General features: G+C 70.9%; 31 protein-coding genes and 1 pseudogene. 22 read left to right on the forward strand and 10 right to left on the reverse strand.

The features are described 5' to 3' along the window. A complete protein-coding gene (gene tal / locus ACFZDC_RS26925) occupies positions 1-1,119 on the reverse strand; it encodes a transaldolase (protein ID WP_391327860.1) in 1,119 nt (372 codons plus the stop codon). Between the two features lie 33 nt (positions 1,120-1,152). Then, positions 1,153-3,240, reverse strand: coding sequence for a transketolase (gene tkt / locus ACFZDC_RS26930; RefSeq protein WP_391327862.1), 2,088 nt, complete (start codon positions 3,238-3,240; stop codon positions 1,153-1,155). A 377-nt stretch (positions 3,241-3,617) separates the two neighbouring features. On the opposite strand from tkt, the gene ACFZDC_RS26935 reads away from it, so the two are divergent. From ACFZDC_RS26935 to ACFZDC_RS26950, 4 genes are all read left to right on the forward strand, one after another. After that, entirely contained in the window at positions 3,618-4,607 is a 990-nt protein-coding gene (locus tag ACFZDC_RS26935) for a heme o synthase (RefSeq protein ID WP_391328118.1), read from the forward strand. Between the two features lie 58 nt (positions 4,608-4,665). After that, positions 4,666-4,986: a hypothetical protein gene (locus tag ACFZDC_RS26940; protein WP_391327864.1), complete on the forward strand. Its 321-nt coding sequence runs from the start codon at positions 4,666-4,668 to the stop codon at positions 4,984-4,986. Between the two features lie 172 nt (positions 4,987-5,158). Then, complete coding sequence (locus ACFZDC_RS26945) at positions 5,159-6,265, forward strand: amidohydrolase family protein (protein WP_391327866.1); 1,107 nt, start codon at positions 5,159-5,161, stop codon at positions 6,263-6,265. A gap of 39 nt (positions 6,266-6,304) precedes the next feature. Continuing rightward, a complete protein-coding gene (locus ACFZDC_RS26950; protein WP_391327867.1) occupies positions 6,305-7,042 on the forward strand; it encodes a nucleotidyltransferase in 738 nt (245 codons plus the stop codon). A 1-nt stretch (position 7,043) separates the two neighbouring features. Here the strand turns inward: ACFZDC_RS26950 and ACFZDC_RS26955 are convergent, their stop codons facing one another. From ACFZDC_RS26955 to ACFZDC_RS26970, 4 genes are read right to left on the reverse strand one after another with little or no spacing between them, the layout of a single operon-like run. Beyond that, entirely contained in the window at positions 7,044-8,054 is a 1,011-nt protein-coding gene (locus ACFZDC_RS26955) for a COX15/CtaA family protein (protein WP_391327869.1), read from the reverse strand. 44 nt (positions 8,055-8,098) lie between these two features. Further along, positions 8,099-8,815, reverse strand: a complete 717-nt coding sequence (locus ACFZDC_RS26960) for an ABC transporter permease (protein WP_391328119.1) — start codon at positions 8,813-8,815, stop codon at positions 8,099-8,101. A 50-nt stretch (positions 8,816-8,865) separates the two neighbouring features. After that, positions 8,866-9,789 (reverse strand): ATP-binding cassette domain-containing protein, encoded by a 924-nt coding sequence (locus tag ACFZDC_RS26965; RefSeq protein ID WP_391327871.1) that lies wholly within the window; start codon positions 9,787-9,789, stop codon positions 8,866-8,868. 31 nt (positions 9,790-9,820) lie between these two features. Then, a complete protein-coding gene (locus ACFZDC_RS26970) occupies positions 9,821-10,636 on the reverse strand; it encodes an AAC(3) family N-acetyltransferase (protein ID WP_391327873.1) in 816 nt (271 codons plus the stop codon). A 185-nt stretch (positions 10,637-10,821) separates the two neighbouring features. Between ACFZDC_RS26970 and ACFZDC_RS26975 the strand changes: the two genes are divergently transcribed. The 8 genes from ACFZDC_RS26975 to ACFZDC_RS27010 all read left to right on the forward strand — a co-directional run bounded on the left by ACFZDC_RS26975 (position 10,822) and on the right by ACFZDC_RS27010 (position 17,434). Then, the gene (locus ACFZDC_RS26975) at positions 10,822-11,565 is read left to right on the forward strand and encodes an ArsR family transcriptional regulator (protein ID WP_391327875.1); all 744 of its coding nucleotides are present in this window, start codon (positions 10,822-10,824) and stop codon (positions 11,563-11,565) included. Beyond that, entirely contained in the window at positions 11,562-12,983 is a 1,422-nt protein-coding gene (sufB, locus tag ACFZDC_RS26980; protein WP_391327877.1) for a Fe-S cluster assembly protein SufB, read from the forward strand. Before ACFZDC_RS26975 ends, sufB begins: the two co-directional genes overlap by 4 nt. A gap of 59 nt (positions 12,984-13,042) precedes the next feature. Then, positions 13,043-14,227, forward strand: coding sequence for a Fe-S cluster assembly protein SufD (gene sufD, locus ACFZDC_RS26985; protein WP_391327879.1), 1,185 nt, complete (start codon positions 13,043-13,045; stop codon positions 14,225-14,227). Beyond that, positions 14,224-14,547 (forward strand): Rieske 2Fe-2S domain-containing protein, encoded by a 324-nt coding sequence (locus ACFZDC_RS26990; protein WP_391327881.1) that lies wholly within the window; start codon positions 14,224-14,226, stop codon positions 14,545-14,547. Before sufD ends, ACFZDC_RS26990 begins: the two co-directional genes overlap by 4 nt. A 7-nt stretch (positions 14,548-14,554) precedes the next feature. Next, the gene (gene sufC, locus ACFZDC_RS26995) at positions 14,555-15,319 is read left to right on the forward strand and encodes a Fe-S cluster assembly ATPase SufC (protein ID WP_391327883.1); all 765 of its coding nucleotides are present in this window, start codon (positions 14,555-14,557) and stop codon (positions 15,317-15,319) included. Further along, positions 15,316-16,572: a SufS family cysteine desulfurase gene (locus ACFZDC_RS27000; protein WP_391327885.1), complete on the forward strand. Its 1,257-nt coding sequence runs from the start codon at positions 15,316-15,318 to the stop codon at positions 16,570-16,572. Before sufC ends, ACFZDC_RS27000 begins: the two co-directional genes overlap by 4 nt. 62 nt (positions 16,573-16,634) lie before the next feature. Next, positions 16,635-17,105, forward strand: a complete 471-nt coding sequence (gene sufU / locus ACFZDC_RS27005; protein ID WP_391327886.1) for a Fe-S cluster assembly sulfur transfer protein SufU — start codon at positions 16,635-16,637, stop codon at positions 17,103-17,105. Beyond that, on the forward strand, positions 17,102-17,434 hold the full coding sequence (locus ACFZDC_RS27010) for a metal-sulfur cluster assembly factor (RefSeq protein ID WP_030745090.1): 333 nt from the start codon (positions 17,102-17,104) through the stop codon (positions 17,432-17,434). The genes sufU and ACFZDC_RS27010 overlap by 4 nt, the downstream gene beginning before the upstream one ends. Before the next feature lie 54 nt (positions 17,435-17,488). Here the strand turns inward: ACFZDC_RS27010 and ACFZDC_RS27015 are convergent, their stop codons facing one another. Beyond that, the gene (locus ACFZDC_RS27015; RefSeq protein ID WP_391328121.1) at positions 17,489-17,698 is read right to left on the reverse strand and encodes an AbfB domain-containing protein; all 210 of its coding nucleotides are present in this window, start codon (positions 17,696-17,698) and stop codon (positions 17,489-17,491) included. On the opposite strand from ACFZDC_RS27015, the pseudogene ACFZDC_RS27020 reads away from it, so the two are divergent. Then, a pseudogene (locus ACFZDC_RS27020) lies at positions 17,666-17,767 on the forward strand (TetR family transcriptional regulator); the annotation flags it as partial. The gene ACFZDC_RS27015 and the pseudogene ACFZDC_RS27020 sit on opposite strands and share 33 nt — an antisense overlap. Before the next feature lie 74 nt (positions 17,768-17,841). Continuing rightward, complete coding sequence (dapD, locus tag ACFZDC_RS27025; RefSeq protein ID WP_391327888.1) at positions 17,842-18,828, forward strand: 2,3,4,5-tetrahydropyridine-2,6-dicarboxylate N-succinyltransferase; 987 nt, start codon at positions 17,842-17,844, stop codon at positions 18,826-18,828. A 57-nt stretch (positions 18,829-18,885) separates the two neighbouring features. On the opposite strand, the gene ACFZDC_RS27030 is transcribed toward dapD, so the two are convergent. Both ACFZDC_RS27030 and ACFZDC_RS27035 read right to left on the reverse strand, forming a co-directional pair. After that, positions 18,886-19,116 (reverse strand): LuxR C-terminal-related transcriptional regulator, encoded by a 231-nt coding sequence (locus ACFZDC_RS27030; protein WP_391327890.1) that lies wholly within the window; start codon positions 19,114-19,116, stop codon positions 18,886-18,888. 136 nt (positions 19,117-19,252) lie between these two features. Then, positions 19,253-19,762: a hypothetical protein gene (locus ACFZDC_RS27035; protein ID WP_391327891.1), complete on the reverse strand. Its 510-nt coding sequence runs from the start codon at positions 19,760-19,762 to the stop codon at positions 19,253-19,255. 137 nt (positions 19,763-19,899) lie between these two features. Here ACFZDC_RS27035 and ACFZDC_RS27040 point away from each other — a divergent pair, with 137 nt between their 5' ends. Both ACFZDC_RS27040 and ACFZDC_RS27045 read left to right on the forward strand, forming a co-directional pair. Continuing rightward, a complete protein-coding gene (locus ACFZDC_RS27040) occupies positions 19,900-20,457 on the forward strand; it encodes a SigE family RNA polymerase sigma factor (protein WP_391327893.1) in 558 nt (185 codons plus the stop codon). After that, a complete protein-coding gene (locus ACFZDC_RS27045; RefSeq protein WP_391327895.1) occupies positions 20,454-21,671 on the forward strand; it encodes a WD40 repeat domain-containing protein in 1,218 nt (405 codons plus the stop codon). The genes ACFZDC_RS27040 and ACFZDC_RS27045 overlap by 4 nt, the downstream gene beginning before the upstream one ends. On the opposite strand, the gene dapA is transcribed toward ACFZDC_RS27045, so the two are convergent. Then, positions 21,672-22,565, reverse strand: a complete 894-nt coding sequence (dapA, locus tag ACFZDC_RS27050) for a 4-hydroxy-tetrahydrodipicolinate synthase (RefSeq protein ID WP_391327897.1) — start codon at positions 22,563-22,565, stop codon at positions 21,672-21,674. A gap of 167 nt (positions 22,566-22,732) precedes the next feature. Here dapA and ACFZDC_RS27055 point away from each other — a divergent pair, with 167 nt between their 5' ends. The 6 genes from ACFZDC_RS27055 (at position 22,733) to ACFZDC_RS27080 (ending at position 25,986) form a co-directional block, all read left to right on the forward strand. Next, the gene (locus tag ACFZDC_RS27055; protein WP_391327899.1) at positions 22,733-22,873 is read left to right on the forward strand and encodes a hypothetical protein; all 141 of its coding nucleotides are present in this window, start codon (positions 22,733-22,735) and stop codon (positions 22,871-22,873) included. Continuing rightward, positions 22,870-23,565, forward strand: coding sequence for a hypothetical protein (locus ACFZDC_RS27060; protein ID WP_391327901.1), 696 nt, complete (start codon positions 22,870-22,872; stop codon positions 23,563-23,565). Before ACFZDC_RS27055 ends, ACFZDC_RS27060 begins: the two co-directional genes overlap by 4 nt. Positions 23,566-23,618: 53 nt before the next feature. Then, positions 23,619-24,038, forward strand: coding sequence for a phage holin family protein (locus ACFZDC_RS27065; RefSeq protein ID WP_391327903.1), 420 nt, complete (start codon positions 23,619-23,621; stop codon positions 24,036-24,038). Further along, the gene (locus ACFZDC_RS27070; RefSeq protein ID WP_391327905.1) at positions 24,035-24,526 is read left to right on the forward strand and encodes a DUF3618 domain-containing protein; all 492 of its coding nucleotides are present in this window, start codon (positions 24,035-24,037) and stop codon (positions 24,524-24,526) included. The genes ACFZDC_RS27065 and ACFZDC_RS27070 overlap by 4 nt, the downstream gene beginning before the upstream one ends. A 106-nt stretch (positions 24,527-24,632) precedes the next feature. Beyond that, entirely contained in the window at positions 24,633-25,235 is a 603-nt protein-coding gene (locus ACFZDC_RS27075) for a helix-turn-helix domain-containing protein (protein WP_391327907.1), read from the forward strand. A gap of 13 nt (positions 25,236-25,248) precedes the next feature. Further along, positions 25,249-25,986: an SRPBCC domain-containing protein gene (locus ACFZDC_RS27080; RefSeq protein ID WP_391327909.1), complete on the forward strand. Its 738-nt coding sequence runs from the start codon at positions 25,249-25,251 to the stop codon at positions 25,984-25,986. The last annotated feature ends 8 nt before the right edge of the window (positions 25,987-25,994 follow it).

A 25,994-nucleotide genomic window follows, 5' to 3' on the forward strand; every position in this document is an offset into this window, starting at 1 on the left:
TCAGCCCTCCGAGGGGGCAAGGCGCTCGAGCTCCGCCTGGGTCGACTTCAGCAGGTCGTTCCAGGACGCCTCGAACTTCTCGACGCCCTCCTCCTCCAGCACCCGGACCACGTCGTCGTACGAGATCCCGAGCCTCTCCAGCGCGTCGAGGTCGGCGCGGGCCTGTTCGTACGTACCGGCGATCGTGTTGCCGGTGATCTCGCCGTGGTCCTCGACGGCCTCCAGCGTGGCCTCCGGCATGGTGTTGACCGTGTTCGGCGCGACCAGCTCGGTGACGTACATGGTGTCCGGGTACGCCGGGTCCTTCACGCCGGTCGACGCCCACAGCGGACGCTGCTTGTTGGCGCCCGCCTTCTCCAGCGCGCTCCAGCGGTCGGAGGAGAAGACCTCCTCGTACGCCTGGTAGGCGAGCCGGGCGTTGGCGATGGCGGCCTTGCCGCGCAGCGCCTTGGCCTCGTCGGTGCCGAGGGCGTCCAGGCGCTTGTCGATCTCGGCGTCCACGCGGGACACGAAGAAGGACGCCACCGAATGGATCTTCGACAGGTCCAGGCCGCGCTCCTTGGCCTTCTCCAGGCCGGAGAGATAGGCGTCCATGACGACCCGGTACCGCTCCAGGGAGAAGATCAGGGTGACGTTGACGCTGATGCCGAGACCGATCGTCGAGGTGATCGCCGGCAGACCCGCCATGGTGGCCGGGATCTTGATCAGGGTGTTCGGGCGGTCGACGAGCCAGGCCAGCTGCTTGGCCTCGGCGACGGTCGCCTTCTCGTTGTGCGCGAGGCGCGGGTCGACCTCGATGGAGACCCGGCCGTCCTTGCCGCCGGTGGCGTCGAAGACGGGGTGCAGGATGTCGGCGGCGTCGCGGACGTCCGCCGTGGTGATCATGCGGATGGCCTCTTCGACGGTGACCTTGCGGGCGGCGAGGTCGGACAGCTGCTCGTCGTAGCCGTCGCCCTGCGAGATCGCCTTCTGGAAGATCGTCGGGTTGGTGGTGACGCCCACGACGTGCTGCTGGTCGATCATCTCGGCGAGGTTGCCGGACGTGATCCGCTTGCGCGACAGGTCGTCCAGCCAGATCGCGACGCCTTCCTCGGAGAGGCGCTTGAGTGCGTCTGTCATGGAATTACATCTCCTACGTGTCGTATATGAGCGTCAGCGCTGGGCGGCGGCGATGGATTCCCGGGCCTTGGCGGCCACGTTCTCGGCAGTGAAGCCGAACTCGCGGAAGAGCACCTTGCCGTCGGCGGAAGCACCGAAGTGCTCCAGGGAAACGATGCGGCCGGCGTCCCCGACGTACTTGTGCCAGGTCAGGCCGATACCCGCCTCGACAGAGACGCGGGCCTTCACGGACGGCGGCAGCACGGAGTCCCGGTACCCCTGGTCCTGCGCCTCGAACCACTCCACGCACGGCATGGACACGACCCGCGTCGGCACCCCGTCGGCCTGCAGCTGCTCGCGCGCCTCGACGGCGACGTGCACCTCGGAGCCGGTGGCGATCAGGATGACCTGGGCGTCGCCGCCCTCGGCCTCGAACAGGACGTAACCACCGCGCGCGGTGTCCTCGTTCGGCTCGTAGATCGACACGCCCTGGCGGGTCAGCGCGAGGCCGTGCGGGGCGCCCTTGCCGAACTCCTTGGTGTAGCGCTTGAGGATCTCGCGCCAGGCGATCGCGGTCTCGTTGGCGTCCGCCGGGCGGACGACGTTCAGGCCCGGGATGGCGCGCAGCGAGGCGAGGTGCTCGACCGGCTGGTGCGTCGGGCCGTCCTCACCGAGACCGATGGAGTCGTGCGTCCACACGTACGTCACCGGCAGGTGCATCAGGGCCGACAGACGCACGGCGTTGCGCATGTAGTCCGAGAAGACCAGGAACGTACCGCCGTATACACGGGTGTTGCCGTGCAGGGTGATGCCGTTCAGCTCCGCGGCCATGGCGTGCTCGCGGATGCCGAAGTGGATCGTGCGGCCGTACGGGTTCGCGCTCGCCAGCGGGTTGTCCGCGGGCAGGAACGAGCTGTCCTTGTCGATGGTCGTGTTGTTGGAGCCGGCCAGGTCGGCGGAGCCGCCCCACAGCTCGGGGATGACCGCACCGAGCGACTGCAGCACCTTGCCGGAGGCGGCACGCGTCGCGAGGGTCTTGTCCGGCTCGAAGACCGGGAGCTTCTCCTCCCAGCCGGTGGGCAGCTCGCCCTTGCTGATGCGGTCGAAGTCGGCGGCACGCTCGGCGTTGTTGTCGCGCCACTCCTGGAAGGTCTTCTCCCACTCCGCCTTGAACTGGCGGCCCCGGTCCAGGGCCTGGCGGGTGTGGTTCAGCACCTCGTCGGAGACCTCGAAGGTCTCCTCCGGGTCGAAGCCGAGGACGCGCTTGGTGGCCGCCACCTCGTCGTCGCCGAGGGCGGAGCCGTGCGCGGCCTCGGTGTTCTGCGCGTGCGGGGCCGGCCAGGCGATGATCGAGCGCATCGCGATGAAGGACGGCCTGTCCGTCACCTTCCGCGCCTCGTGGATCGCGTCGTAGATGGCGTGCGGGTCGAGGTCGCCGTTCGGCTTCGGGGGGACGCGCTGCACGTGCCAGCCGTACGCCTCGTACCGCTTGACGGTGTCCTCGGAGACGGCCGTCTCGGTGTCGCCCTCGATCGAGATGTGGTTGTCGTCCCACAGCAGGATCAGGTTGCCGAGCTTCTGGTGGCCGGCCAGCGAGGACGCCTCCGCGGAGATGCCCTCCTGCAGGCAGCCGTCGCCGGCGATGCAGTAGATGAAGTGGTCGAAGGGCGACTCGCCCTGCGGGGCCTCCGGGTCGAAGAGACCGCGCTCGTAGCGGGCGGCCATCGCCATGCCCACCGCGTTGGCCACACCCTGGCCCAGCGGGCCGGTGGTGGTCTCGACGCCCTTGGTGTGCCCGTACTCCGGGTGGCCCGGCGTCTTCGAGCCCCAGGTGCGGAAGGCCTTCAGGTCGTCCAGCTCCAGGCCGAAACCGGCCAGGTAGAGCTGCGTGTAGAGGGTCAGGGACGAGTGGCCGGCGGACAGTACGAAGCGGTCACGCGCGACCCACTCCGGGTCGGCCGGGTCGTGCCGCATCACCTTCTGGAAGAGGGTGTAGGCGGCCGGGGCCAGGCTCATCGCCGTACCGGGATGGCCGTTGCCGACTTTCTGTACGGCGTCGGCGGCCAGGACACGGGCGGTGTCCACGGCGCGCTGGTCCAGCTCGGTCCACTCGAGGTCTGTGGTGGTCGGCTTGGTGCTCACCCTGGGTCAGGGCTCCTCTCCACATGTCGGTCGCCGGTCTTCGGGGCATGCCCCGACCCGGCCGCCGGTGCACTGCCTGCCCACCGGCCGTTGTCGAGCCTACCCCCGTAAGGACGTGCGTTTTTTCGAGTCATTCCAGACTGCCGGGACTCTTGGGGATCCGCCTCCCGACTGGCCGACGACGCATTCGGCACATGAATACGAAGCCGCTCATCCGACTGCTCAATCGAGCCGTACGACACCTCGAATGGGCCGCCCGCCAACACGACCCCACCCCCGCGAAGGCCGAGGTATGGGCAACGTCTAAAGTGGCGTGGTACGCGCGAGCCTTTACCGGGACTTCACACGGGGGGCTTGCTGGGATGTCTCTGTCAGGGGTGTGCGTGACGGCCGTCGAATCCCGTCCTGGGGGCACCTCCCAGGCCCTTAAGGCGCTGGGGGAGGGTGTGCGCGGTGGTGCGAGCCAGGGCCCGGTTCGCCGGTCGTTCGGAGCCCGCGTCAAGGCGTTCGTGGCTCTGACCAAGCCGCGGATCATCGAGCTGCTGCTCATCACCACCGTTCCGGTGATGTTCCTGGCACAGCAGGGTGTGCCCGACCTGAAGCTGGTCCTGCTCACGTGCGTCGGCGGCTACCTCTCCGCGGGTGGCGCCAACGCGCTGAACATGTACATCGACCGGGACATCGACGCCCTGATGGACCGCACCTCGCAGCGCCCGCTGGTCACCGGAATGGTCAGCCCGGGCGAGTGCCTGGCCTTCGGTATCACCCTGGCGGTCGTCTCGACGCTGCTGTTCGGGCTGACCGTCAACTGGCTGAGCGCCTGGCTGTCACTCGGAGCGCTCCTCTTCTACGTCGTCGTCTACACGATGATCCTCAAGCGGCGTACCTCGCAGAACATCGTGTGGGGCGGCATCGCCGGCTGCCTGCCGGTGCTGATCGGCTGGTCCTCCGTCACCAACTCCATGTCGTGGGCGCCGGTCGTCCTCTTCCTCGTCATGTTCTTCTGGACGCCGCCGCACTACTGGCCGCTGTCCATGAAGGTCAGGGAGGACTACGCGCGCGTGGGCGTGCCGATGCTCCCGGTCGTCGCCTCCAACAAGGTGGTCGCCCGGCAGATCGTCCTCTACAGCTGGGTGATGGTCGCCGTCTCCCTGCTGTTGACGCCGCTCGGCTACACCGGCTGGTTCTACACCCTGGTGGCCCTCGCTGCCGGCGGTTTCTGGCTGTGGGAGGCGCACGGGCTGCAGAACCGGGCGAAGGCCGAGGTGACCGGCGCCAAGCTCAAGGAGATGCGGCTCTTCCACTGGTCGATCACGTATGTGTCGATCCTGTTCGTCGCGGTCGCGGTGGACCCGTTCCTGCGCTGACGTACGTCACAGGTCCCTGCCCTCGCCAGGTGATCTACTCGTGAGTAGCATCCTGGTCATGGCAGACACGCAGCAGATTGACCCGAAGGCCGAGCGCAAGGCGGCGAAGCTCGCGCGGCAGATCAGTGCCTTCTCCAAGGCGCACGGCGGTGCCGAGGGCCAGGTGGCCTACATCGGCGAGCGCGGCGCCCGGATCGTGCTCGTCGGCGAGGACGGCGGCTGGGGCGACCTGGTGGCCCCGAACACCACGATCGCCGAGCAGGCCGTGCAGAAGGCCGGCATCACCGTCCACGAGTCCTTCGACGGCGAGTTCGCGGCCAAGGTGCGGACGGGTCCCTACGAGTGGAAGCGCATGGCGGGCATCCAGATCGGCGGCTGAGCGGCAGATCCGGGGGCGCGGGGCCGCAGGCGGCACGCGGCTCCGCCGCGCGGGCACCATCGGGCCACGACCGCCGACGGTCGCCGAACGGGCCGTACCCCGAGCCGAACCGCGACCTCGAACCCCGTTCACCCGTTAGGACGTGTAAGACCGCGTCCCACGGGGAGTCCGGATGATCGAAACGCCGTCCCTCGTGGACCAGTACTGCCACGGCGTACTGCGGACGGAACTGGGCCTCGGCACCTTCGAGGCCCAGCTCGCCCGGACCGAGGGACCGCCCGCTCAGGGCACCACCCTCTTCGACACGCAGACCGGCTTCGCCGTACGCCGCTGGTGTCCACCCCTCCTCGGCCTGGAGCCGCACTGCGCGCCCGCCCGGTATCTCGCCCGGCGCCGTGAACTCGGCGTCCTGGAGGCGGGCCGCAGGCTGCTGCGGGGCAGCGGCATCACCACCTATCTGGTCGACACGGGCCTGCCCGGCGACCTCATCGGCCCCGGCGAGATGGCCGCCGCGGGCGACGCGGAGGCCCGCGAGATCGTCCGGCTGGAGCTGCTCGCCGAGCAGGTCGCCGACACCTCGGGCACCGTGGAGTCCTTCCTCGCCAACCTCGCCGAATCGGTGCACGGCGCGGCCGCGGAGGCGGTCGCCTTCACCTCCGTCGCGGGCCTCAGGCACGGCCTGGCCCTGGCCCCCGAACCGCCGGGCCCGGGCGAGGTGCGGGGTGCGGCGGGCCGCTGGCTGGCCGGCCGGCGGGTCGGCGGCGAGCTGACCGACCCGGTGCTGCTGCGGCACCTGCTGTGGATCGCGGTCGCCTCGGGACTGCCCCTGCAACTGCACGCCGGTCTCGGCGAGCCGGGCTCCCGCATCGACCGTACGGACCCGGTGCTGCTCACCGACTTCGTCCGGGCCACGGCAGGGCTGGGCACGGACCTGATCCTGCTGCACGGCTATCCGTACCACCGCCACGCCGCCCACCTGGCCGGCGTCTTCCCGCACGTCTACGCCGACTCCGGGGCGGCCCTCGTCCGCACCGGCGCCCGTGCGGCCACCGTCCTCGCCGAGATCCTGGAGCTCGCCCCCTTCGGCAAGATCCTCTTCTCCAGCGGCGCCCACGGGCTGCCCGAGCTGCACGTCGTCGGCGCCCGGCTGTTCCGCGAGGCCCTGGCCCGGGTGCTGGGCACCTGGGTGGCCGAGGGCGCGTGGTCCCTGGCGGACGCCCAGCGGGTGGCCCGGCTGATCGCGGCGGGCAACGCGCGGCGGGTGTACGGGCTGGACTGAGGTCTGTACGGCGCCGCCCGCGCCGGGGATACCGATGCGATGCCGACCGAGGCCCTTCTCGCGCGCTTCCTGCAGGCACTGTCGGACCTGAGCCCCCTCGCCGTCCGGGCCCACGGCTCACTGGCCGGCGGCGACTGCCAGGAGGGCCGCAGCGACCTGGATCTGATCGCGGTTCTGCCGGGCCCGCTGGGCCTTGGGACCGTACGGCGGGTGGTGGCACGGCACCGGCGGCTGCGCGCCGCACCGCTCGCCGCACAGCTCCACTGCAGCTACCTCACCCCGGCCACGCTGGACGACCCGGGCCGGGCGCACCTGACCTGGGCGCACGGACGTGTGACGCGCCGCCCGGTCACCTCCGTCACCCGGCGCGAGCTGCACGCCTTCGGCCGGGTGCCGCACGGCGAGGCGCCCGCCACACTGCTCCCGGCGGTGCCGGACGCGCAGCTCAACGGCTTCCTCGTCCAGGACCAGCGGGACTTCGGGCGGCCCGCGGTGGACAGGGCCGGGCTGTGGCGGCAGGACGTCCGGGTCGACCTCGGACTGCTGACCTTCGCCCGAGCCACCGTGACCCCGCGCGAGGGACGGCTCATCTCGAAGCGGGTGGCGCTGGGTGTGCTGCGGGGGCTCGGTGCCCCGGAGGAGGTGGTCGGGGACATCGAGCGGCGGCGGTACGAGGGCCCGGTCCCGGCGGACGCCGGCCGGCTCGCCGACCGTGCCGGGCTGACCCGTGCCTACCTGGGGCCGGCGATCGACGCGCTGGTCGCCACGTACGGGTGAGTCACGCGCGCGTGTCGACCCGCACCCCGGCCGAGGGACCGGGCAGGTCCAGGACGGCCCCCGGGCGTTCCCGCAACGACAGCAGCACGCGCAGCACGCCGATCCACACCAGGCACGAGCCGAACATGTGCAGGCCGACGAGGACCTCGGGCAGGTGCGTGAAGTACTGGACGTAGCCGATGACGCCCTGCCCGAGCAGGATCAAGAACAGCTCGCGGGTGCGGTCGAGGGGCCCCTTGGGGGCGTCGACGGCCTTGAGGACGAACCACAGGGCGAAGGTGAGGGTCACCACGATCCAGGCGAGCACGGCGTGCAGCTTGCTGACCGTCTCCCAGTCGATGTGGATCCGCTCGACCTCGGTGGAGTCGCCCGCGTGCGGGCCGGCCCCGGTCACCACCGTGCCGACCGTGATGAGCAGCGCGGATGCGGCCACCAGGAACCACACCAGCTGTTGCACCGCCTTGCCGACCAGCGGGCGCGTCGTCCCGTCGCCCTCGCGGGTGCGCTGCCACATCACGGTGGCGACGGTCATCAGAGCCGTGCTCGACAGGAAGTGGGCCGCGACGGTGTACGGGTTGAGACCCACGAGGACCACGATGCCGCCGAGGATCGCGTTGCTCATCACGATCCAGAACTGGGCCCAGCCCAGCCGGGTCAGGCTGCGCCGCCACGGCTTCTCGGCGCGGGCGGCGATGATTGCCCAGCCGACGGCCGCGCAGAGCACGTACGTCAGCATGCGGTTGCCGAACTCGATCGCTCCGTGGAAGCCCATGGCCCGGGTGGTGGTCAGCGAGTCGTCGGTGCAGGTCGGCCAGGTCGGGCAGCCCAGGCCCGAGCCGGTCAGCCGGACGGCACCGCCGGTGACCACGATGACCACCGACATGACGAGGGCGGCGAGCGCCGCCCGCCGGACCGTCCGGGGGTCCGGGGTCCAGCGGCGGGCGATGAGGGCGAGCGGGTTGCGCAGGGCCGCTACGGCGTCGGCGCGGGTCAGCTTTGGCACGGGCACCATCGTAGGCCGCCGCTTGTGCACGCTTTCACGAGGGTCCCCCGGGCCTACTCCCAGCGGAAGAACCTCCCGGCCGCGGCCAGTCCCACGACCGCCCAGACGGCGAGGACGCCCAGGTCGCCCCACGGCACGCCCGCGCCGTGCCGGAGCACGTCCCGCAGGCCGTCGGAGAGCGCGGAGATGGGCAGCAGGCCGAGCACGTGCTGACCGGCCGAGCCGAACTTCTCCAGCGGAACGATCACCCCGCCGCCGACGAGCAGCAGCAGGAAGATCAGGTTGGCGGCGGCCAGCGTCGCCTCCGCCTTCAGGGTGCCGGCCATCAGCAGGCCGAGGCCGGAGAAGGCGGCCGTGCCGAGGATCAGCAGGAGCAGGACGGCGGCCGGGTTGCCGTGCGGGGACCAGCCCAGCGCGAAGGCGATCACCGTCAGCAGGATCACCTGCAGGATCTCCGTGACCAGGACGGAGGCCGTCTTCGCGGTCATCAGGCCCCAGCGCGGCAGCGGGGAGGAGGCGAGCCGCTTCAGCACGCCGTAGCGGCGCTCGAAACCGGTCGCGATGGCCTGGCCGGTGAACGCCGTGGACATCACGGCGAGGGCCAGGATGCCCGGGGTGAGGAAGTCGACCGCCTTGCCGGCGCCGGTGTCGACGATGTCCACGGAGCTGAAGAGCACCAGCAGCAGGGTCGGGATCACGACCGTCAGCAGCAGCTGCTCGCCGTTGCGCAGCAGCATCTTCGTCTCCAGCGCCGCCTGGGCCGCGATCATGCGGGGGAGCGGGGCGGCTCCGGGCTTGGGGGTGTAGGTACCCGCGGTGCTCACGAGCGCAGCTCCTTGCCGGTCAGCTCAAGAAAGACGTCTTCGAGCGTGTGCCGCTCCACCGAGATGCGGTCCGGCATCACCCCGTGCTGGGCGCACCACGAGGTGACCGTGGCCAGCAGCTGCGGGTCGACCTTGCCGACGACCCGGTAGCTGCCCGGGGTCAGCTCGGCCGCCGTGCAGTCGGCCGGGAGCGCCTTGAGCAGGGAGCCCACGTCGAGGCCGGGGCGGCCGGTGAAGCGCAGGGTGTTCTCGGCGCCGCCCTTGCACAGCTCCTCCGGGGAGCCCTGGGCGATGACCCGGCCGCCGTCGATGATGGCGACGTCGTCGGCGAGCTGCTCGGCCTCGTCCATGTGGTGGGTGGTGAGGATCACCGAGACACCGTCGGAGCGCAGGTCCCGCACCAGGTCCCAGGTGGCCCGGCGGGCCTGCGGGTCGAGGCCGGCGGTCGGCTCGTCCAGGAACACGAGCTCGGGGCGGCCGACGACGGCCATGGCGAGCGCGAGCCGCTGCTGCTGGCCGCCGGACAGGCGGCGGTAGGAGGTCCGGCCGCAGGAACCGAGCCCGAGGCGTTCGATCAGCGCGTCCACGTCCAGCGGGTGCGCGTGCAGCTTGGCCACGTGGCGCAGCATCTCGTCGGCTCTGGCGCCGGAGTAGACGCCTCCGGACTGGAGCATCACGCCGATACGGGGACGCAGCTCGGCGGACTGCCGTACCGGGTCGAGGCCCAGGACGCGCACCGTGCCGGAGTCCGGCCTCCGGTACCCCTCGCAGGTCTCGACCGTGGTCGTCTTCCCCGCCCCGTTGGGGCCCAGCACAGCGGTCACTCCCACGTCGGCCACCAGGTCGAGGCCGTTCACCGCGGTCTTCGTGCCGTACCGCTTCGCCAGGGCCTGGACCTGGACCACGGGCTCACTTCGCATGGATCCTGAGTCTAAGGAGGGGCCGTGCCGCTCAGGCGGCCGGGTGCGGGAAGTCCTCCTCACGGGGCCGGTGCAGCGGCAGCCACCGCTCGGCATAGGCCACCGCATCGGCCACCGGGAACAGCCGTGCGTCGGCGGCACCGACCCTGCCGCGTATGACGGGGCGGTCCCGTTCGAAGTCGTGGCCCAGCTCGTCGAAGCGGTCCGAGGTGATCGCCACCTCGGTCACCGTCTCCCAGCCGCCGCCCGTTGCCGGCCGGCCGACCCGCACGAGCGGGGACGGTATGCGGTACTCGGCCAGATGGAAACTGGTGCAGGCGTCGTAGCCCGCGCCGAGCAGCAGGACCCGGGCGCCGAGCTTCTCCAGCCGGGCCAGCGGGCTGCGCTCGCCGAGCCGGCAGTCGAGGGCGTGGTCCTCGACGATCTCCGCCGCGCGGGTTCCGAGCGCCGCGAACGAGGTCTGCGGGTGCGCGCTGCGCAGGGCACCGGGCCAGGTGCGGACGGTCTCCGGGATGACGCCGACGCCGCGCGAGGGAGTGATCAGGGGGTCGTAGTCGGGCATGGTGGCGCGGATCCGGTCCCACCACTCCTCGGGCACCGGAGGGTTCCCCCACACCGCCGGGTCGGACAGGTCGCCCGACTGGGTGGGCACGACGAGCGTGCCGGACGCGCCGAGGGCGTCGAGGAGTCCCCGGACCACGGCGACGGCGCCTCCGTTGACCCAGCCGAGGGAACTCAGCGAGGAATGCACGAGCAGGATCTCGCCGGTCTCGACGCCGAGCAGTCGCAGCTGCGTGGAGACGGTGTCGCGGGTGACAAGAGGGCCGGTCGGAGGGGGTGTGGGCATGCTTGGGGAGTCTTCCCGACGGGGGCGTGCGGCGCCACCGGTTCGGCTGCTCGGCGGGGACCGCAATGATCGATCAGAAGATCGTTTCCGCAGGTCGGATTAGGTATGCCTAAGTGACACAGGGCACCAACCGGTGATCCGGACGCCGCTTGTCAGGCTCCGAGGAATTACGCAACAATGGCGTTGTGAAAAACGTCGGCGAGGCTCGGGAGACCCCCACGGGGGCCCCGCACGAGGAGCTCGCGACCGGTGAGCGCTCGACGCGCAACCGGGTCGCGCGGTCCATCCTGGACCACGGCCCCTCCACCGTCGCCGAGCTGGCCGGCCGGCTGGGACTCACCCAGGCCGCCGTGCGGCGCCACCTTGACGCCCTGGTCGCCGACGACGTCGTCGAGGCGCGGGAGCAGCGGGTGTACGGCACGCGCACGCGTGGCCGTCCCGCCAAGGTGTTCGCGCTGACGGACTGCGGCCGGGACGCCTTCGACCAGTCGTACGACACGCTCGCCGCGGACGCCCTGCGCTGGATCGCCGAGCAGCAGGGCGGCGCCGAGGCGGTCGCCGCCTTCGCCCGCGCCCGGATCGCCGCCCAGGCGGGCGCGTACCGCGAGGCCGTCGAGAGCGTCGGCCCCGAAAAACGCGCCGAAGCGCTGGCCAAGGCCCTGAGCGCGGACGGGTACGCTGCTACGGCGCGCAGCGCACCGGTCGGCGAACAGCTGTGCCAGCACCACTGCCCGGTCGCCCACGTGGCGGAACAGTTCCCGCAGCTGTGCGAGGCGGAGACGGAGATCTTCGCCGAGCTGCTGGGTACCCACGTCCAGCGACTGGCGACCATCGCCCATGGCGACGGCGTCTGCACGACGTTCATCCCCAAGATTTCCAAGTCCAGCGACAACGCATCTGCAAGCACGGCCGGGAGGAACCCCGCATGACTCTCCCCACGGAGACTGCCCACCCCGAACTCGAGGGCCTGGGCACGTACGAATACGGCTGGGCCGACTCCGACGTGGCCGGTGCCTCTGCCAGGCGCGGCCTGAACGAGGACGTCGTCCGAGACATCTCGGGCAAGAAGTCCGAGCCGGAGTGGATGACGAAGCTGCGCCTCAAGGGCCTGAAGCTCTTCGAGAAGAAGCCCATGCCGAACTGGGGCTCGGACCTGTCGGGCATCGACTTCGACAACATCAAGTACTTCGTGCGCTCCACGGAGAAGCAGGCGGAGTCCTGGGAGGACCTGCCCGAGGACATCAGGAACACCTACGACAAGCTGGGCATCCCGGAGGCCGAGAAGCAGCGCCTCGTCGCCGGTGTCGCCGCCCAGTACGAGTCGGAGGTCGTCTACCACCAGATCCGCGAGGACCTGCAGGAGCAGGGCGTCATCTTCCTCGACACCGACACCGCGCTGAAGGAGCACCCGGAGCTCTTCAAGGAGTACTTCGGCACGGTCATCCCGGCCGGTGACAACAAGTTCGCCGCGCTGAACACCGCCGTGTGGTCCGGCGGCTCCTTCATCTACGTGCCGAAGGGCGTGCACGTCGAGATCCCGCTCCAGGCCTACTTCCGCATCAACACGGAGAACATGGGCCAGTTCGAGCGGACCCTGATCATCGTCGACGAGGGCGCCTACGTGCACTACGTCGAGGGCTGCACGGCCCCGATCTACAAGTCGGACTCGCTGCACTCCGCGGTCGTCGAGATCATCGTCAAGAAGAACGCCCGCTGCCGCTACACGACCATCCAGAACTGGTCGAACAACGTCTACAACCTGGTCACCAAGCGCGCCGTCGCCTACGAGGGCGCCACCATGGAGTGGATCGACGGCAACATTGGCTCCAAGGTGACGATGAAGTACCCGGCCGTCTACCTGATGGGCGAGCACGCCAAGGGCGAGACCCTCTCCATCGCCTTCGCGGGCGAGGGCCAGCACCAGGACGCCGGCTCCAAGATGGTCCACATGGCTCCGAACACGTCCTCCAACATCGTCTCCAAGTCGGTGGCGCGCGGCGGCGGCCGTACCTCCTACCGCGGTCTGGTCGAGATCGGCGAGGGCGCGGCCGGGTCCAAGTCGAACGTGCTGTGCGACGCGCTGCTCGTCGACACGATCTCCCGCTCCGACACGTACCCCTACGTGGACGTCCGCGAGGACGACGTGTCCATGGGCCACGAGGCGACCGTCTCCAAGGTCTCCGAGGACCAGCTCTTCTACCTGATGAGCCGCGGTCTGAGCGAGTTCGAGGCGATGGCCATGATCGTGCGCGGCTTCGTCGAGCCGATCGCCAAGGAGCTGCCCATGGAGTACGCCCTCGAGCTCAACCGGCTGATCGAGCTGCAGATGGAAGGCGCGGTCGGCTGAGGCCCGCCCCCGACAGCAGCCAGCAATTTCTGACGTAGGAAGAGAGCAGACCGACAGCCATGGCTGAGGCTCAGAACATCCCCGTGGGCTCCACCACCGCGGGCCAGATCGCGGTGGCCGCCGAGTCGACCGTCGCCACGCGCATGAGCGCGCCCCCGTCCTTCGACGTGGCGGACTTCCCGGTCCCCCACGGCCGCGAGGAGGAGTGGCGGTTCACGCCGCTGGAGCGGCTGCGCGGGCTGCACGACGGCACCGCGGTCGCCACCGGTGACGGCGTGAAGGTGGACGTCCAGGCCCCCGAGGGCGTGACCGTCGAGACCGTGGGCCGCGACGACGCGCGCCTCGGCAGGGCGGGCGTCCCCGTGGACCGCGTCGCCGCGCAGGCCTACTCGGCGTTCGAGAAGGCCGGCGTGGTCACCGTCCCCAAGGAGACGGTGCTCACCGAGCCGATCCGCATCGCCGTGCACGGCGAGGGCGGGGTCGCCTACGGCCACCAGGTCGTGGAGCTGGGAGCCTTCGCCGAGGCCGTCGTCGTCATCGACCACACCGGTGACGCCGTACTCGCCGCCAACGTCGACTACATCCTGGGCGACGGCGCCAAGCTGACCGTCGTCTCCGTCCAGGACTGGGACGACAAGGCCGTCCACGTGGGCCAGCACAACGCGCTGATCGGCCGGGACGCCACCTTCAAGTCCTTCGTGGTCACCTTCGGCGGCGACCTGGTACGTCTGCACCCGCGCGTCGCCTATGCGGGCACCGGTGGTGAGGCAGAGCTGTTCGGCCTGTACTTCACCGACTCCGGCCAGCACCAGGAGCACCGCCTCCTGGTCGACCACAACACACCGCACTGCAAGTCCAACGTCGCCTACAAGGGCGCGCTGCAGGGCGAGAGCGCGCACGCCGTGTGGATCGGCGACGTGCTCATCGAGGCCAAGGCCGAGGGCACGGACACCTACGAGATGAACCGCAACCTGGTCCTCACGGACGGCGCGCGGGTCGACTCGGTGCCGAACCTGGAGATCGAGACCGGCGAGATCGTCGGCGCCGGCCACGCCTCCGCCACCGGCCGCTTCGACGACGAGCAGCTCTTCTACCTGATGGCCCGTGGCATCCCGGAGCACGAGGCCCGCCGCCTCGTCGTCCGCGGCTTCTTCGCCGAGCTGGTCCAGCAGATCGGTGTCGCGGACATCGAGGAGCGGCTCATCGCCAAGATCGAGGATGAGCTGGAGGCGTCGGTCGCATGAGCGCCGCCTTCGTACGCGTCTGTGGGCTGAGCGAGCTGGAGGAGGACACCCCGAAGCGGGTGGAACTCGACGGCACGCCGGTCTCGGTCGTGAAGACCGAGGGGGAGGTGTTCGCCATCCACGACATCTGCTCGCACGCGAACGTCTCGCTCTCCGAGGGCGAGGTGGAGGACTGCCAGATCGAGTGCTGGCTGCACGGCTCCGCCTTCGACCTGCGCACCGGCAAGCCGTCCGGCCTCCCCGCGACGCGCCCCGTCCCCGTATACCCCGTAAAGATCGAAGGGGACGACGTTCTCGTCTCCCTCACCCAGGAGTCCTGAGGCACCCATGGCAACGCTTGAAATCCGAGACCTGCACGTCACCGTCGAGGCCGACAACGCCACGAAGGAGATCCTCAAGGGCGTCGACCTCACCGTGAAGCAGGGCGAGACGCACGCCATCATGGGCCCCAACGGCTCGGGCAAGTCGACCCTCGCCTACTCGCTCGCGGGTCACCCGAAGTACACGATCACCAGCGGCACCGTGCTGCTCGACGGCGAGGACGTCCTGGAGATGTCCGTCGACGAGCGTGCCCGCGCGGGCCTGTTCCTGGCGATGCAGTACCCGGTCGAGGTCCCCGGCGTCTCGGTCTCCAACTTCCTGCGCACCTCCGCCACCGCCATCCGCGGCGAGGCCCCCAAGCTGCGCACCTGGGTGAAGGAGGTCAAGGGGGCCATGGAGCGCCTCAACATGGACCCGTCCTTCGCCGAGCGCAACGTCAACGAGGGCTTCTCCGGCGGTGAGAAGAAGCGCCACGAGATCCTCCAGCTCGAGCTGCTCAAGCCGAAGGTCGCGATCCTCGACGAGACCGACTCCGGTCTCGACGTCGACGCCCTTCGCATCGTCTCCGAGGGCGTCAACCGCGTCCGCGAGACCGGGGAGGTCGGCACCCTGCTGATCACGCACTACACGCGCATCCTGCGCTACATCAAGCCCGACTTCGTCCACGTCTTCTCCGCCGGCCGGATCGTGGAGTCCGGCGGCGCCGAGCTCGCCGACAAGCTGGAGGACGAGGGCTACGAGGCATACACGAAGGGTGGCGCATCCGCGTGACACAGCTGCCGGGCCTCCTCGACACCGAGGCGATCCGCAAGGACTTCCCCATCCTGGACCGTCAGGTCCACGACGGCCGGAAGCTCGTGTACCTGGACAACGCGGCGACCTCGCAGAAGCCGCGCCAGGTGCTGGACGCCCTGAGCGAGTACTACGAGCGCTACAACGCCAACGTCCACCGCGGCGTGCACGTCCTCGCGGAGGAGGCCACGGCGCTCTACGAGGGCGCGCGTGACAAGGTCGCGGAGTTCATCAACGCGCCGAGCCGCGACGAGGTGATCTTCACCAAGAACGCCTCCGAGTCGCTGAACCTCGTGGCGAACATGCTGGGCTGGGCCGACGAGCCCTACCGGGTGGACCACGAGACCGAGATCGTCATCACGGAGATGGAGCACCACTCCAACATCGTGCCGTGGCAGCTGCTGGCGCAGCGCACGGGCGCGAAGCTGAAGTGGTTCGGCCTGACCGACGACGGCCGGCTCGACCTCTCCAACATCGACGAGGTCATCACCGAGAAGACGAAGATCGTCTCCTTCGTGCTGGTGTCGAACATCCTGGGCACCGTGAACCCGGTCGAGGCGATAGTCCGCCGCGCCCAGGAGGTCGGTGCGCTGGTCTGCATCGACGCCTCCCAGGCCGCTCCCCACATGCCGCTGGACGTGCAGGCCCTCCAGGCCGACTTCGTGGCCTTCACCGGTCACAAGATGTGCGGCCCGACCGGCATCGGCGTCCTGTGGGGGCGCCAGGAGCTGCTGGAGGACCTGCCCCCGTTCCTCGGCGGCGGCGAGATGATCGAGACGGTGTCGATGCACTCCTCGACGTACGCTCCGGCGCCGCACAAGTTCGAGGCGGGCACGCCCCCGGTCGCGCAGGCGGTCGGCCTGGGCGCCGCGATCGACTACCTGAACTCGATCGGGATGGACAGGATCCTCGCCCACGAGCACGCGCTCACCGAGTACGCGGTGCAGAAGCTGAACGCGGTACCGGACCTGAGGATCATCGGCCCCACCACGGCCGAGGACCGAGGGGCCGCCATCTCCTTCACGCTGGGCGACATCCACCCGCACGACGTGGGCCAGGTCCTCGACGAGCAGGGCATCGCGGTGCGGGTCGGCCACCACTGCGCGCGCCCCGTCTGCCTGCGCTACGGAATTCCTGCGACCACGCGAGCGTCGTTCTATCTGTACTCCATGCCGGCCGAGATCGACGCACTGGTCGAGGGGCTGGAGCACGTTCGGAACTTCTTCGGCTGAAGGGCGTGAGCTGAGACCGTGCTGTGTGACGTGACGGACGCTGGGATGCGAGGTTTGTCGTCGTGAAGCTGGATTCGATGTACCAGGAAGTCATCCTGGACCACTACAAGAACCCGCACGGGCGTGGTCTGAGGGATGGCGACGCCGAGGTGCACCACGTGAACCCGACCTGCGGCGACGAGATCACCCTCCGAGTGAAGTACGACGGCACGACGATCGAGGACGTCTCGTACGAGGGCCAGGGCTGCTCCATCAGCCAGGCCTCCGCCTCCGTGCTGAACGAGCTGCTGGTCGGCAAGGACCTGTCCGAGGCGCGGAAGATCCAGGAGACCTTCCTGGAACTGATGCAGTCGAAGGGCCGGATCGAGCCCGACGACGCCATGGAGGACATCCTGGAGGACGCGGTCGCGTTCGCCGGTGTCTCCAAGTACCCCGCCCGGGTCAAGTGCGCCCTCCTGAGCTGGATGGCGTGGAAGGACGCGACGGCCCAGGCGCTGGGTGGCGCCGAAGCCGAAAGGAAGACCACTGCATGAGCGACACCGTTGAGATGAAGCCGGCCTCCGAGGAGGAACTCCGCGAGGCCTTGATGGACGTGGTCGACCCCGAACTGGGCATCGACGTCGTCAACCTCGGCCTGATCTACGGCATCCACGTCGACGACGCCAACATCGCGACCGTCGACATGACCCTGACCTCCGCGGCCTGCCCGCTGACGGACGTCATCGAGGACCAGGCCAAGTCCGCCACGGACGGCCTCGTCAACGAGCTGCGCATCAACTGGGTCTGGATGCCCCCGTGGGGCCCCGACAAGATCACGGACGACGGCCGGGAGCAGCTTCGGGCGCTCGGGTTCAACGTCTGATACCGCATCACGTGAAGCGGCGGCACCTGTCCGCGTGCCGCCGCTTTCGTGTGCTCAGGCCACGCCGTCCACCAGCAGGAACGCCGAGTCCGCCCGGTACAGGTCGGTGTTCTGGTACGGGTCCAGTCCCAGCCGGAAGTCCTGGTGGCGCAGGAAGCGGCCGGGGTAGTTGACCGACTCCAGCATGACCGCGCCGGAGAAGGAGGAGGTGCGCGGGCAGAAGACGGCGTCCTGCTCGCGCTGATGGACGGCATCTGTCTCCAGGTGCTGCTGACGGGCGGTTCGTACGACGAGGAGTACGCCCGCGCCGTGCTGGCTCGGGTGATCCCCTGAACCCGGCGCCCGGCACATGAGACGCCCCCCGCGAGGGTTCGCCCGCGCAGGCCCCCTCACGTTAGGTTTCCTACATGACCGACACTGCTTCTCGTACCACCGGCGCCGTCGCCGCCGGCCTCGCCACCATCGCCTCCGACGGCACCGTTCTCGACACCTGGTTCCCGGCCCCCCAGCTGGTCGCGCAGCCCGGACCCTCCGGCACCGAGCGGCTCTCCGCCGAGCAGGCCGCCGAGCTGCTCGGCGGCGGCGCGACCGCGGCGATCGGCCCGGATGCCCGCCGGGCCGTCGAGGTGGTCGCGGTCCGTACGGTCATCGCCTCGCTCGACGACAAGCCGCTCGACGCGCACGACGTCTACCTGCGCCTGCACCTGCTCTCGCACCGCCTGGTCAAGCCGCACGGCCAGAGCCTCGACGGCATCTTCGGGCATCTGGCCAACGTCGCCTGGACCTCGCTCGGCCCGGTCGCCGTGGACGACATCGAGAAGGTGCGGCTGAACGCCCGCGCCGAGGGACTGCACCTCCAGGTCACCTCGATCGACAAGTTCCCGCGCATGACGGACTACGTCGCCCCCAAGGGCGTACGGATCGCCGACGCCGACCGGGTCCGCCTCGGCGCCCACCTCGCCGAGGGCACCACGGTCATGCACGAGGGCTTCGTCAACTTCAACGCCGGCACGCTCGGCACCTCCATGGTCGAGGGCCGCATCTCGGCGGGTGTCGTGGTCGGCGACGGCTCGGACATCGGCGGCGGCGCCTCCACCATGGGCACGCTGTCCGGTGGCGGCAACGTGATCATCTCGATCGGCGAGCGCTGCCTGATCGGCGCCGAGGCGGGCGTCGGCATCGCGCTCGGCGACGAGTGCGTGATCGAGGCGGGCCTCTACGTCACCGCGGGCACCCGGGTGACCATGCCCGACGGGCAGATCGTCAAGGCCCGCGAGCTCAACGGCGCCTCCAACATCCTCTTCCGCCGCAACTCGGTCACCGGCGTCGTCGAGGCCCGCCCGAACAACGCGGTGTGGGGCGGCCTGAACGACATCCTGCACAGCCACAACTGATGCGGACGATCGAGGGCGGCCGCGCTCGCGGCTGCCCTCGATCGGTCAATCCCTCCCTCACAGCCCCAGGGAGACGGCCAGCCGGGTCAGCTCGGCCGTGCTGGTGATGTCGAGCTTGGCCCGGATGCGGCGCAGATAGGCGTCGACCGTGTGCTTGGAGAGTCCCATGTGGCGGGCCGTCTGCAGATAGGTGCGGCCGGCGGCGATGTGCCCGAGGGTCTCCCGCTCACGCGGAGCCAGCTCGAGGGCGGGGGCGTCGGCGATCTGCGGGGTGAGGGTGAGGCTCATGGGATTTCCTTCGGCGGGTCGACTCGGTCGTCGCTGCTCGCGTCCTCGGAAGCAGTGGGCGAATGTCCGAATATCGGCTTTTCGCCCTCTTTCTTCGAGTTTGAGTCGATGACGTCATGACGCTGTCCGCCGACTGTCACAGGCGTGTCACGAGCCCGGTCGCGGCGTTTGCCAGGACGGCGAAGTCCTCCTCACGCAGGCCGACCCTCGGGTCGACGTGGTGCAGCAGCGCCGGTCCGGGGTGGTGGGCCACCACATAGGCGGTGTCCGCCGGGCTCTGCTCGTCGTCCACCCAGGCGAAGGGGCGGCCCGCCGCGTACGCCACGATCGCCTCCGTCTTCCAGTGCACCCCGTCCGGACGCTCGGCGAACAGACCGCGCCCGAAGTCGACGTACGGCAGCTCGGGCAGACCGATGACCGGCGCGATCCAGTGGTTGGCCTCCGCCATCCAGGTCGTCGCCCAGCACAGGTCGTAGCCGAGCGCCAGCAGCGCCGGGCCGTGGGACGGGTTCAGCCAGACTCGCAGGGGCCGGCCCGGAAGTACGGACGCCCTGATCGTCGTATAGCCCTCGGGGCGGCGTTCCGGCTGGGCCGCGTACGGGTTGAGGGGGCCGTCGACGTCCAGGAACAGCAGGGGGCGGCTCACGGGGTCACCGTACGGCAGCGGTCCGTGCGACTCGCGGAATTTTCCTGCGCCGGGCAGGCATAGCGGTGTTCCGGCTCGCGCGTCACAAGGGGTACAGGGCCCGGACACCAGGTCGGCCCGGGGAAGAGAAGGTGACGATGGATGCCCAAGCGGATGAGAGTTTCCGGGAGTTCGTGGCCGGCCGGTCCTCGGCACTGCTGAAGGCGGCCGTCCTGCTGACCGGCGGGGACCGGCACGCGGCCGAGGACCTGCTGCAGAACGCCCTGGTCAAGGCGGCAGGCCGGTGGCACCGGATCGACGAACCGGAGGCCTACGTCCGGCGGATCCTGTACCGGCAGCAGATCAGCCGCTGGCGGCTGAAGTGGCGGCGGCGGGAGATCATGGTCGCCGAGCCACCGGTGGCCTCGGCGGTCCCGGACGCGTCCGGCGCCGCCGAGCTGCGGCTCGTGCTGCGGACCGCCCTGTCCCGGCTCACCGCGCGCCAGCGCACCGTGCTGGTGCTGCGCTACTTCGAGGACCTGCCCGAGGCTGACGTGGCCCGGCTGCTGGGCTGCTCCGTCGGCACCGTACGGTCCACCACCCACCGCTCCCTGGCCCGGCTGCGCACGCTCGCGCCCGAACTGGCCGCCCTCGGTCCGGGAGCCGGCGCACAGGTGCCGTCCCGTGACTTCTCGCCCGTGGAGGTGCGACCGTGAACGTCGAGGAACTCGTGCGCGAAACGCTGCGGGAGCAGGCCGCCGCGCAGCCGCCGGCCAGGGCCGGGTTCGCCGACCGGGTGCTGGCTGCCCGGCGCCGCCGCCGTGCCCGCCGGCTGGCGTCCGTCGCCGTGGCCGCCGCAGCGGTGGTCGCCGTGGCCGTCGGGGTGCCGCTGCTGGACTCCGGCAAGGACGACGTACGGCCCGCGGGCGTGCTCGACTCCGGCGGGGTGTCCGCCCACCCGGACCAGTCGCCGCCGCGGGACCTGATCGCGGCCGGGCGTACGGCTCTGGCCGCGTACTACACCACGAAGACGGTCCCGCTGACGGCCGACCGTGGGGCCCTCGTCCGCACCTACCGGCTGCTGAACCCGGGCACCGGCAGGTACGAGAAGGATTCCCGGTGGTCGTACGCCGCCGTAGCCCCCGGGCTGCGGACCGCTGCCGTGCTCGAGCGCGCCCTGCCCGCCTCGCGTATCGGCCTGCTCGACCTCGGCACCGGGAAGGTCGAGCGGTGGATCCCGGTGCGGCACGGGGTGGGAGGGCTCGCGTTCTCGCGCGACGGCCGCAAGCTGGTGGCCACGACGTACAAGGAGAACCCCGACCAGTGCGACAGGTCCACCGAGCAGACGTCCGGCGACACCATCTGCATGCCGCGGTTCGGGGCCAGGATCCGCACCGGCTTCGCGGTCCTGGACGTGGCCTCGGGCAAGGGATCCTGGTCCGCGGTCTCCGCGAACCGCGCCGTCATCGGCCGCGAGGACTTCGCCTTCAGCCGTGACGGTGCCCGGGTCTTCGCGAGGGTCGTCGGGGAGCGGGACGGCACGGAGCAGTTCTACGACCTCGCGGGCCGCGAGGCCGCCGCACCCGCCGACGAGAAGCACCTGCGGTGGGACGTCGGGGCGCGGCTGTCCCCGGACGGCACACTCGCCGCGTGGGGTCTCGTCAAGGAGAGGCGTGACCGGTCGTACTCCGCGATCGTCGACCCGCGCACCGGACGGCACATCACCGCGGTGCGGGGTGCGGAGCTGGCCGCCTGGGCGGACAACAAGCGGCTCATCGCCTGGGAGCGGATGCCGGGTGTCAAGGAGTACCGGCCCCGGCTGGTGCTGGTCACCCTCGGGAGCGAGCACGTCGTACCGCTCAGCGGCTTCAGCGAGGTGAACAAGTTCGACTCGCCGCAGACCTGGCAGCCGGTCTTCGCCGAGCGCTGATCACACCGCCATGAGCTCCTGGTAGCGCGCCAGCAGTCCGTCGGCCGTCTCCCGGCCGGCGGGCAGCAGCGGTGCGCGCACCGGGCCCGCGGGCAGACCGAGTCGGCCGAGGAGCGCCTTGGCGGTGACCGTGCCCGGCAGACCCGAGTCCATCATCGCCTCGATCAACGGTGTGGCGCGCAGCTGGAGTTCGGTCGCGCGGGCGGTGTCACCCGCGTCGAAGGCGTCGAGGACGGCGGCGATGCGGCCCGGCACGGCGTTGGCGACCGTGCTCACACAGCCGGCCGCGCCCACCGCGTACAGCGCGAGGACGTGCTCGTCGCAGCCCGCGTAGTAGGCCAACTCCGTGTGCGCCAGCACCTTCTGGGTGCCGAGGAAGTCGTAGGAGCAGTCCTTGACCGCCACGATCCGCGGGTGCTCGGCGAGGCGGATCATCGTCTCCGGCTCGATCCGGGTGCCGGTACGGCCCGGGATGTCGTAGAGCATCACCGGCAGGCCGCTCGCGTCGGCGACCTGGCGGAAGTGCGTTTCCAGCGACTCCTGCGGCGGCCGGCTGTAGTAGGGCGTCACCACCAGCACCCCGTCCGCGCCCGCCTTCCCGGCCGTCAGGGCCAGTTCGACGGTGTGCCGGGTGTCGGCGGTCCCGACGCCCGCCACCAGCGATACCCGGTCGCCCACCGCCTCCCGTACGGCCCTGATCAGGTCCGCCTTCTCCGCGTCCGTGGTGGTCGGCGACTCGCCCGTGGTGCCGTTCAGCACCAGGCCGTCGCAGCCCTCGGCCGCCAGCCGGCCGGCCAGCCGCCGGGCCCCCTCCAGGTCGAGTGCGCCCGCCTCGGTGAACGGGGTGATCATCGCGCAGAGCGTACGGCCGAAGGGCCCCCGTCGGTTCGTCATACGCGTAGTCTCGGCAGGACCACGGTGAAGCTCCACTTAATTCTCCTACGATGTATTGCTAAGTATTGCTGATCCATCAGGTGGACGGCCGAAGGCCCTGTGTCCAACTCGGCCGTTCTGGGTCACTATGGGCCGGAGGGTCATCGACGTCGGTCATGGGAGGCACCATGAAGCTCGGCAAGGCACTGGCCACCGGGGTCGCCAAGGAGCGGCCACTCGTCCACGAGGAGGAGCCGCAGCTCCCCGAGGAGATCATCCGCACCGCACCGGCCGAACCGGCCCGCGAAGAGGTACCGGCGGCCCGATGAGGCTGCGGCTCCCGGTGGAACGTCCGACGGAGCCGCCGACCGGATACAAGATCGCCCACCCGGTCCTGTCCCAGGACGGCACCCGGGCCGGGTTCACGGGTGTGTCCCTGGGCGGCGCGCTGCCGTACGGCGTCCTCGCCGACGCCTCCTGCGTCTACGGGCGCCGGCACCGCCCGCCCGCGCGCCTGTGCGACTGCGGCTTCCACTGCGTGCACGAACGAACGGCCGCCGAGGCCCTGCTGTGCACGGCGGAGCACCGGAGCGCGGTCCTGCTCGACGTTTCCGTGCTCGGCGCCTACATCCGCTTCGAGCGGGGTTTCCGCTGTGCCCGGCAGCGGGTGCGCACGGCGACGGTCGGTCCGTGCGCCTGCGGTGCCACCGCCGTCGCGCTCGCCGACGCCGGCTGGGGCAGACCCGGCTGGCGGGCCCTCGCCCCCGCGTGCGCGGGCTGTGTGCGCGGGCGTCCGTCCGTCTCGCTCGCCGGATTCGCCCGCCTGGCCGGGGAGGGCCTGCGGGTGGTCGCGGGCGGTGCCGCCGCGCCGACCCCGTCCGCCGAGTTGACGGCCGCGGAGGAGCTGGGCGTTCCCGAACTCATGGCGGAGGCCGCCCTGTTGCAAGCACGGCTGGACTGGTTCCAGACCCAACTCGCGCGGCTCGGCGAACGCGGGGCCGGGGGAGCGGAGCAGGGCTAACGGTCCCGGGCGGGGGTACCCGGATGTTTCGGACAGAGAGGAGGCGGAGCACCGTGACCGTGACCCAGCACGCACGACCCGCGATCGACGGACGCCCCTCCACGGGCGAACTCGTCGGCCGGGCCACCGAACAGCTCTCCCGGCTCCTGCGGCAGGAGGTCGCCCTCGCGAAGGAAGAGCTGACCGAGAAGGGGCGCCGGGCCGGACGCGGCGGCGGGCTGCTGGGCGCCGCGGGCGCCGTCGCCTACGTCGGCCTGATCACCCTGGCCGGCGCGGCCACCGCCGCACTCTCCCTGACCCTGCCCGTGTGGGCGGCGGCGCTGATCGTCGCCGCGGTGTTCCTCGCGGTGGCCGGCCTGCTGGCCGCGGCGGGGCGCGCCCAGCTGCGCCGCGCCGCCCCGCCCGCACCCGAGGAGACACTCGGCAGCGTCAGGGCGGACGTCGACGCGATCAGGGAAAGGGCACACCGATGACGGACAGGATCCCGCACGGCTCGGGCGCCAAGGGCCCCGACGAGCTGCGACGCCAGATCGAGCACACCAGGAGCCAGCTCGGCGACACCGTCGCCCAGCTGGTGGACAAGGCCGATGTCAAGGGCCGGGCCCGCGCCCGGGCCGCCGACCTGAAGGACAAGGCCGGCGCGATGACCGTCCAGCTGCGCGTGAGCGCCCGGCAGGCCGGGCACGCGGTGCAGGACCGGGCGGCCAGGACCGGGCACGTGGTGCAGGACCGGGCCGCCCACGCCGGGCATGCGGTCCAGGACCGGGCGACCCATGCCGGGCATGTTGTACAGGACCGGGCCGCGCGCGCGGGCCACTCCGTCGAGGGCGGCGTCCCGCAGCCCCTGCGCGGAGCGGTGCGCAAAGGCATGCGCCACCCGGGTCCGATCCTGGCCGTGGGCGTGCTGGGCGCCGCCGCCGTGGCGGCGGGCATCGCCTGGCGCAGGCAGCGCCGTCACTGACGGCAGGCGTCTCCACAGGCCTCGCACCTCGCGGACTCCAACCCACCCTCCCACCGAAGATTCTGTCCGTCTGGACAAGAAAAGTTTTCGGTGGGAGGGTGGACGCATGCTGGACGTGACCGTGATCGAGGACCCCGAGGCGGCGGCCGTATCGCTCGACCCGATACGGGCCAGGCTGCTCGCCGAGCTGGCCGCCGAGCCCGCGTCGGCCGCGATGCTGGCCGGCCGGGTCGGGCTGCCCCGGCAGAAGGTGAACTACCACCTCAAGGCGCTGGAGCGGCACGGCCTGGTCGAGCTGGCCGGGGAGCGCCGCAAGGGCAATGTCACCGAGCGCCTGATGCGCGCGACCGCCGCGTCGTACGTCATCTCGCCGGCCGCCCTGCCCGCGGTGCAGCCGGACCCGGACCGCTTCCGGGACCAGCTCTCCGCGCGCTGGCTGCTCGCGCTCGGCGCCCGCCTGGTGCGCGACGTCGGCGCACTGATCACCGGTGCCACCAAGGCCCGCAAGCGGCTGGCGACCTACGCCCTGGACGGCGAGGTCCGCTTCGCCTCCGCCGCCGACCGCGCGGCCTTCGTCCAGGAGCTGACGGCGGGCGTGAGCGCGCTGATCCGCAAGTACGACGCCCCCGACGCCGAGGGCGGCCGCGACCACCGGATCGTCGTCGCACTGCATCCCACCGTCAAGGACCAGCCCCCCATCGAAAGCTGAGCAGGAGCCCGTCATGTCCGAGGAATTCGAGATCGTCCGCGAGTTCGAGGTCGACGTCCCGCCGGAGAAGGTCTGGGAGGCCGTCACCACCGGCACCGGTGGCTACCTGTGGCCGATGGACCCGCCCGAGCCCCGCGAGGGCGGCCAGGGGCCCTTCGGGTCCACCGTCACCGCCTGGGACCCACCGCACCGCTACACCAGCCTCAGCGAGGACGTCGGCTTCCCGACCCAGTCCCGCAACCAGCTGGACTACACCATCGAGCCCCGCGACGAGGGCCGCCGCGCCTGGGTGCGCTACGTCCACAGCGGCATCTTCACCGACGACTGGAACAACCAGTACGACGGCGCGAGCAAGCACACCAACTTCTACCTGCACACCCTGCGCGAGTACCTCACGCACTTCGCGCCCCGCCCGGTCACCTTCGCCCAGCTGAACGGGCCCGAGGCCGCGCGGACGCCGCGGGCGCTCGCCGCCGTCGGCCGTGCGCTCGGCCTCGCGGACGACACGGCCGCGGGCACGAAGGTCAGCGCCCGCGGGCCCGGCGGGCGGACCCTGGACGCCGTACTCGACTACCGCAATCCGTACTTCATCGGGCTGCGCACCGACAGCGCCCTCATCCGCTTCTTCGGACGCGGCCACTGGGGCGCGCCGCTCGGCATCAGCGTCCACGACTTCGCGCCGGACGCCGACGCCCGGGCGAACGAGACCGCCTGGCAGGACTGGCTGAACGGCGTGTTCAGCCAGTCCTGAGCAGCCGG

The organism is Streptomyces sp. NPDC007905, assembly GCF_042959345.1.
Lineage (GTDB): Bacteria > Actinomycetota > Actinomycetes > Streptomycetales > Streptomycetaceae > Streptomyces.

Excerpts from the sequence above, each read along its gene's own strand:
- tal (WP_391327860.1), bottom strand. The coding sequence starts at position 1,119 with ATGACAGACGCACTCAAGCGCCTCTCCGAGGAAGGCGTCGCGATCTGG.
- ACFZDC_RS26940 (WP_391327864.1), top strand. The coding sequence starts at position 4,666 with ATGGCAGACACGCAGCAGATTGACCCGAAGGCCGAGCGCAAGGCGGCG.
- ACFZDC_RS26945 (WP_391327866.1), top strand. The coding sequence starts at position 5,159 with ATGATCGAAACGCCGTCCCTCGTGGACCAGTACTGCCACGGCGTACTG.
- ACFZDC_RS26950 (WP_391327867.1), top strand. The coding sequence starts at position 6,305 with ATGCCGACCGAGGCCCTTCTCGCGCGCTTCCTGCAGGCACTGTCGGAC.
- ACFZDC_RS26955 (WP_391327869.1), bottom strand. The coding sequence starts at position 8,054 with ATGGTGCCCGTGCCAAAGCTGACCCGCGCCGACGCCGTAGCGGCCCTG.
- ACFZDC_RS26960 (WP_391328119.1), bottom strand. The coding sequence starts at position 8,815 with ATGATCGCGGCCCAGGCGGCGCTGGAGACGAAGATGCTGCTGCGCAAC.
- ACFZDC_RS26965 (WP_391327871.1), bottom strand. The coding sequence starts at position 9,789 with ATGCGAAGTGAGCCCGTGGTCCAGGTCCAGGCCCTGGCGAAGCGGTAC.
- ACFZDC_RS26970 (WP_391327873.1), bottom strand. The coding sequence starts at position 10,636 with ATGCCCACACCCCCTCCGACCGGCCCTCTTGTCACCCGCGACACCGTC.
- sufB (WP_391327877.1), top strand. The coding sequence starts at position 11,562 with ATGACTCTCCCCACGGAGACTGCCCACCCCGAACTCGAGGGCCTGGGC.
- sufD (WP_391327879.1), top strand. The coding sequence starts at position 13,043 with ATGGCTGAGGCTCAGAACATCCCCGTGGGCTCCACCACCGCGGGCCAG.
- ACFZDC_RS26990 (WP_391327881.1), top strand. The coding sequence starts at position 14,224 with ATGAGCGCCGCCTTCGTACGCGTCTGTGGGCTGAGCGAGCTGGAGGAG.
- sufC (WP_391327883.1), top strand. The coding sequence starts at position 14,555 with ATGGCAACGCTTGAAATCCGAGACCTGCACGTCACCGTCGAGGCCGAC.
- ACFZDC_RS27010 (WP_030745090.1), top strand. The coding sequence starts at position 17,102 with ATGAGCGACACCGTTGAGATGAAGCCGGCCTCCGAGGAGGAACTCCGC.
- dapD (WP_391327888.1), top strand. The coding sequence starts at position 17,842 with ATGACCGACACTGCTTCTCGTACCACCGGCGCCGTCGCCGCCGGCCTC.
- ACFZDC_RS27030 (WP_391327890.1), bottom strand. The coding sequence starts at position 19,116 with ATGAGCCTCACCCTCACCCCGCAGATCGCCGACGCCCCCGCCCTCGAG.
- ACFZDC_RS27040 (WP_391327893.1), top strand. The coding sequence starts at position 19,900 with ATGGATGCCCAAGCGGATGAGAGTTTCCGGGAGTTCGTGGCCGGCCGG.
- dapA (WP_391327897.1), bottom strand. The coding sequence starts at position 22,565 with ATGACGAACCGACGGGGGCCCTTCGGCCGTACGCTCTGCGCGATGATC.
- ACFZDC_RS27055 (WP_391327899.1), top strand. The coding sequence starts at position 22,733 with ATGAAGCTCGGCAAGGCACTGGCCACCGGGGTCGCCAAGGAGCGGCCA.
- ACFZDC_RS27060 (WP_391327901.1), top strand. The coding sequence starts at position 22,870 with ATGAGGCTGCGGCTCCCGGTGGAACGTCCGACGGAGCCGCCGACCGGA.
- ACFZDC_RS27070 (WP_391327905.1), top strand. The coding sequence starts at position 24,035 with ATGACGGACAGGATCCCGCACGGCTCGGGCGCCAAGGGCCCCGACGAG.
- ACFZDC_RS27075 (WP_391327907.1), top strand. The coding sequence starts at position 24,633 with ATGCTGGACGTGACCGTGATCGAGGACCCCGAGGCGGCGGCCGTATCG.
- ACFZDC_RS27080 (WP_391327909.1), top strand. The coding sequence starts at position 25,249 with ATGTCCGAGGAATTCGAGATCGTCCGCGAGTTCGAGGTCGACGTCCCG.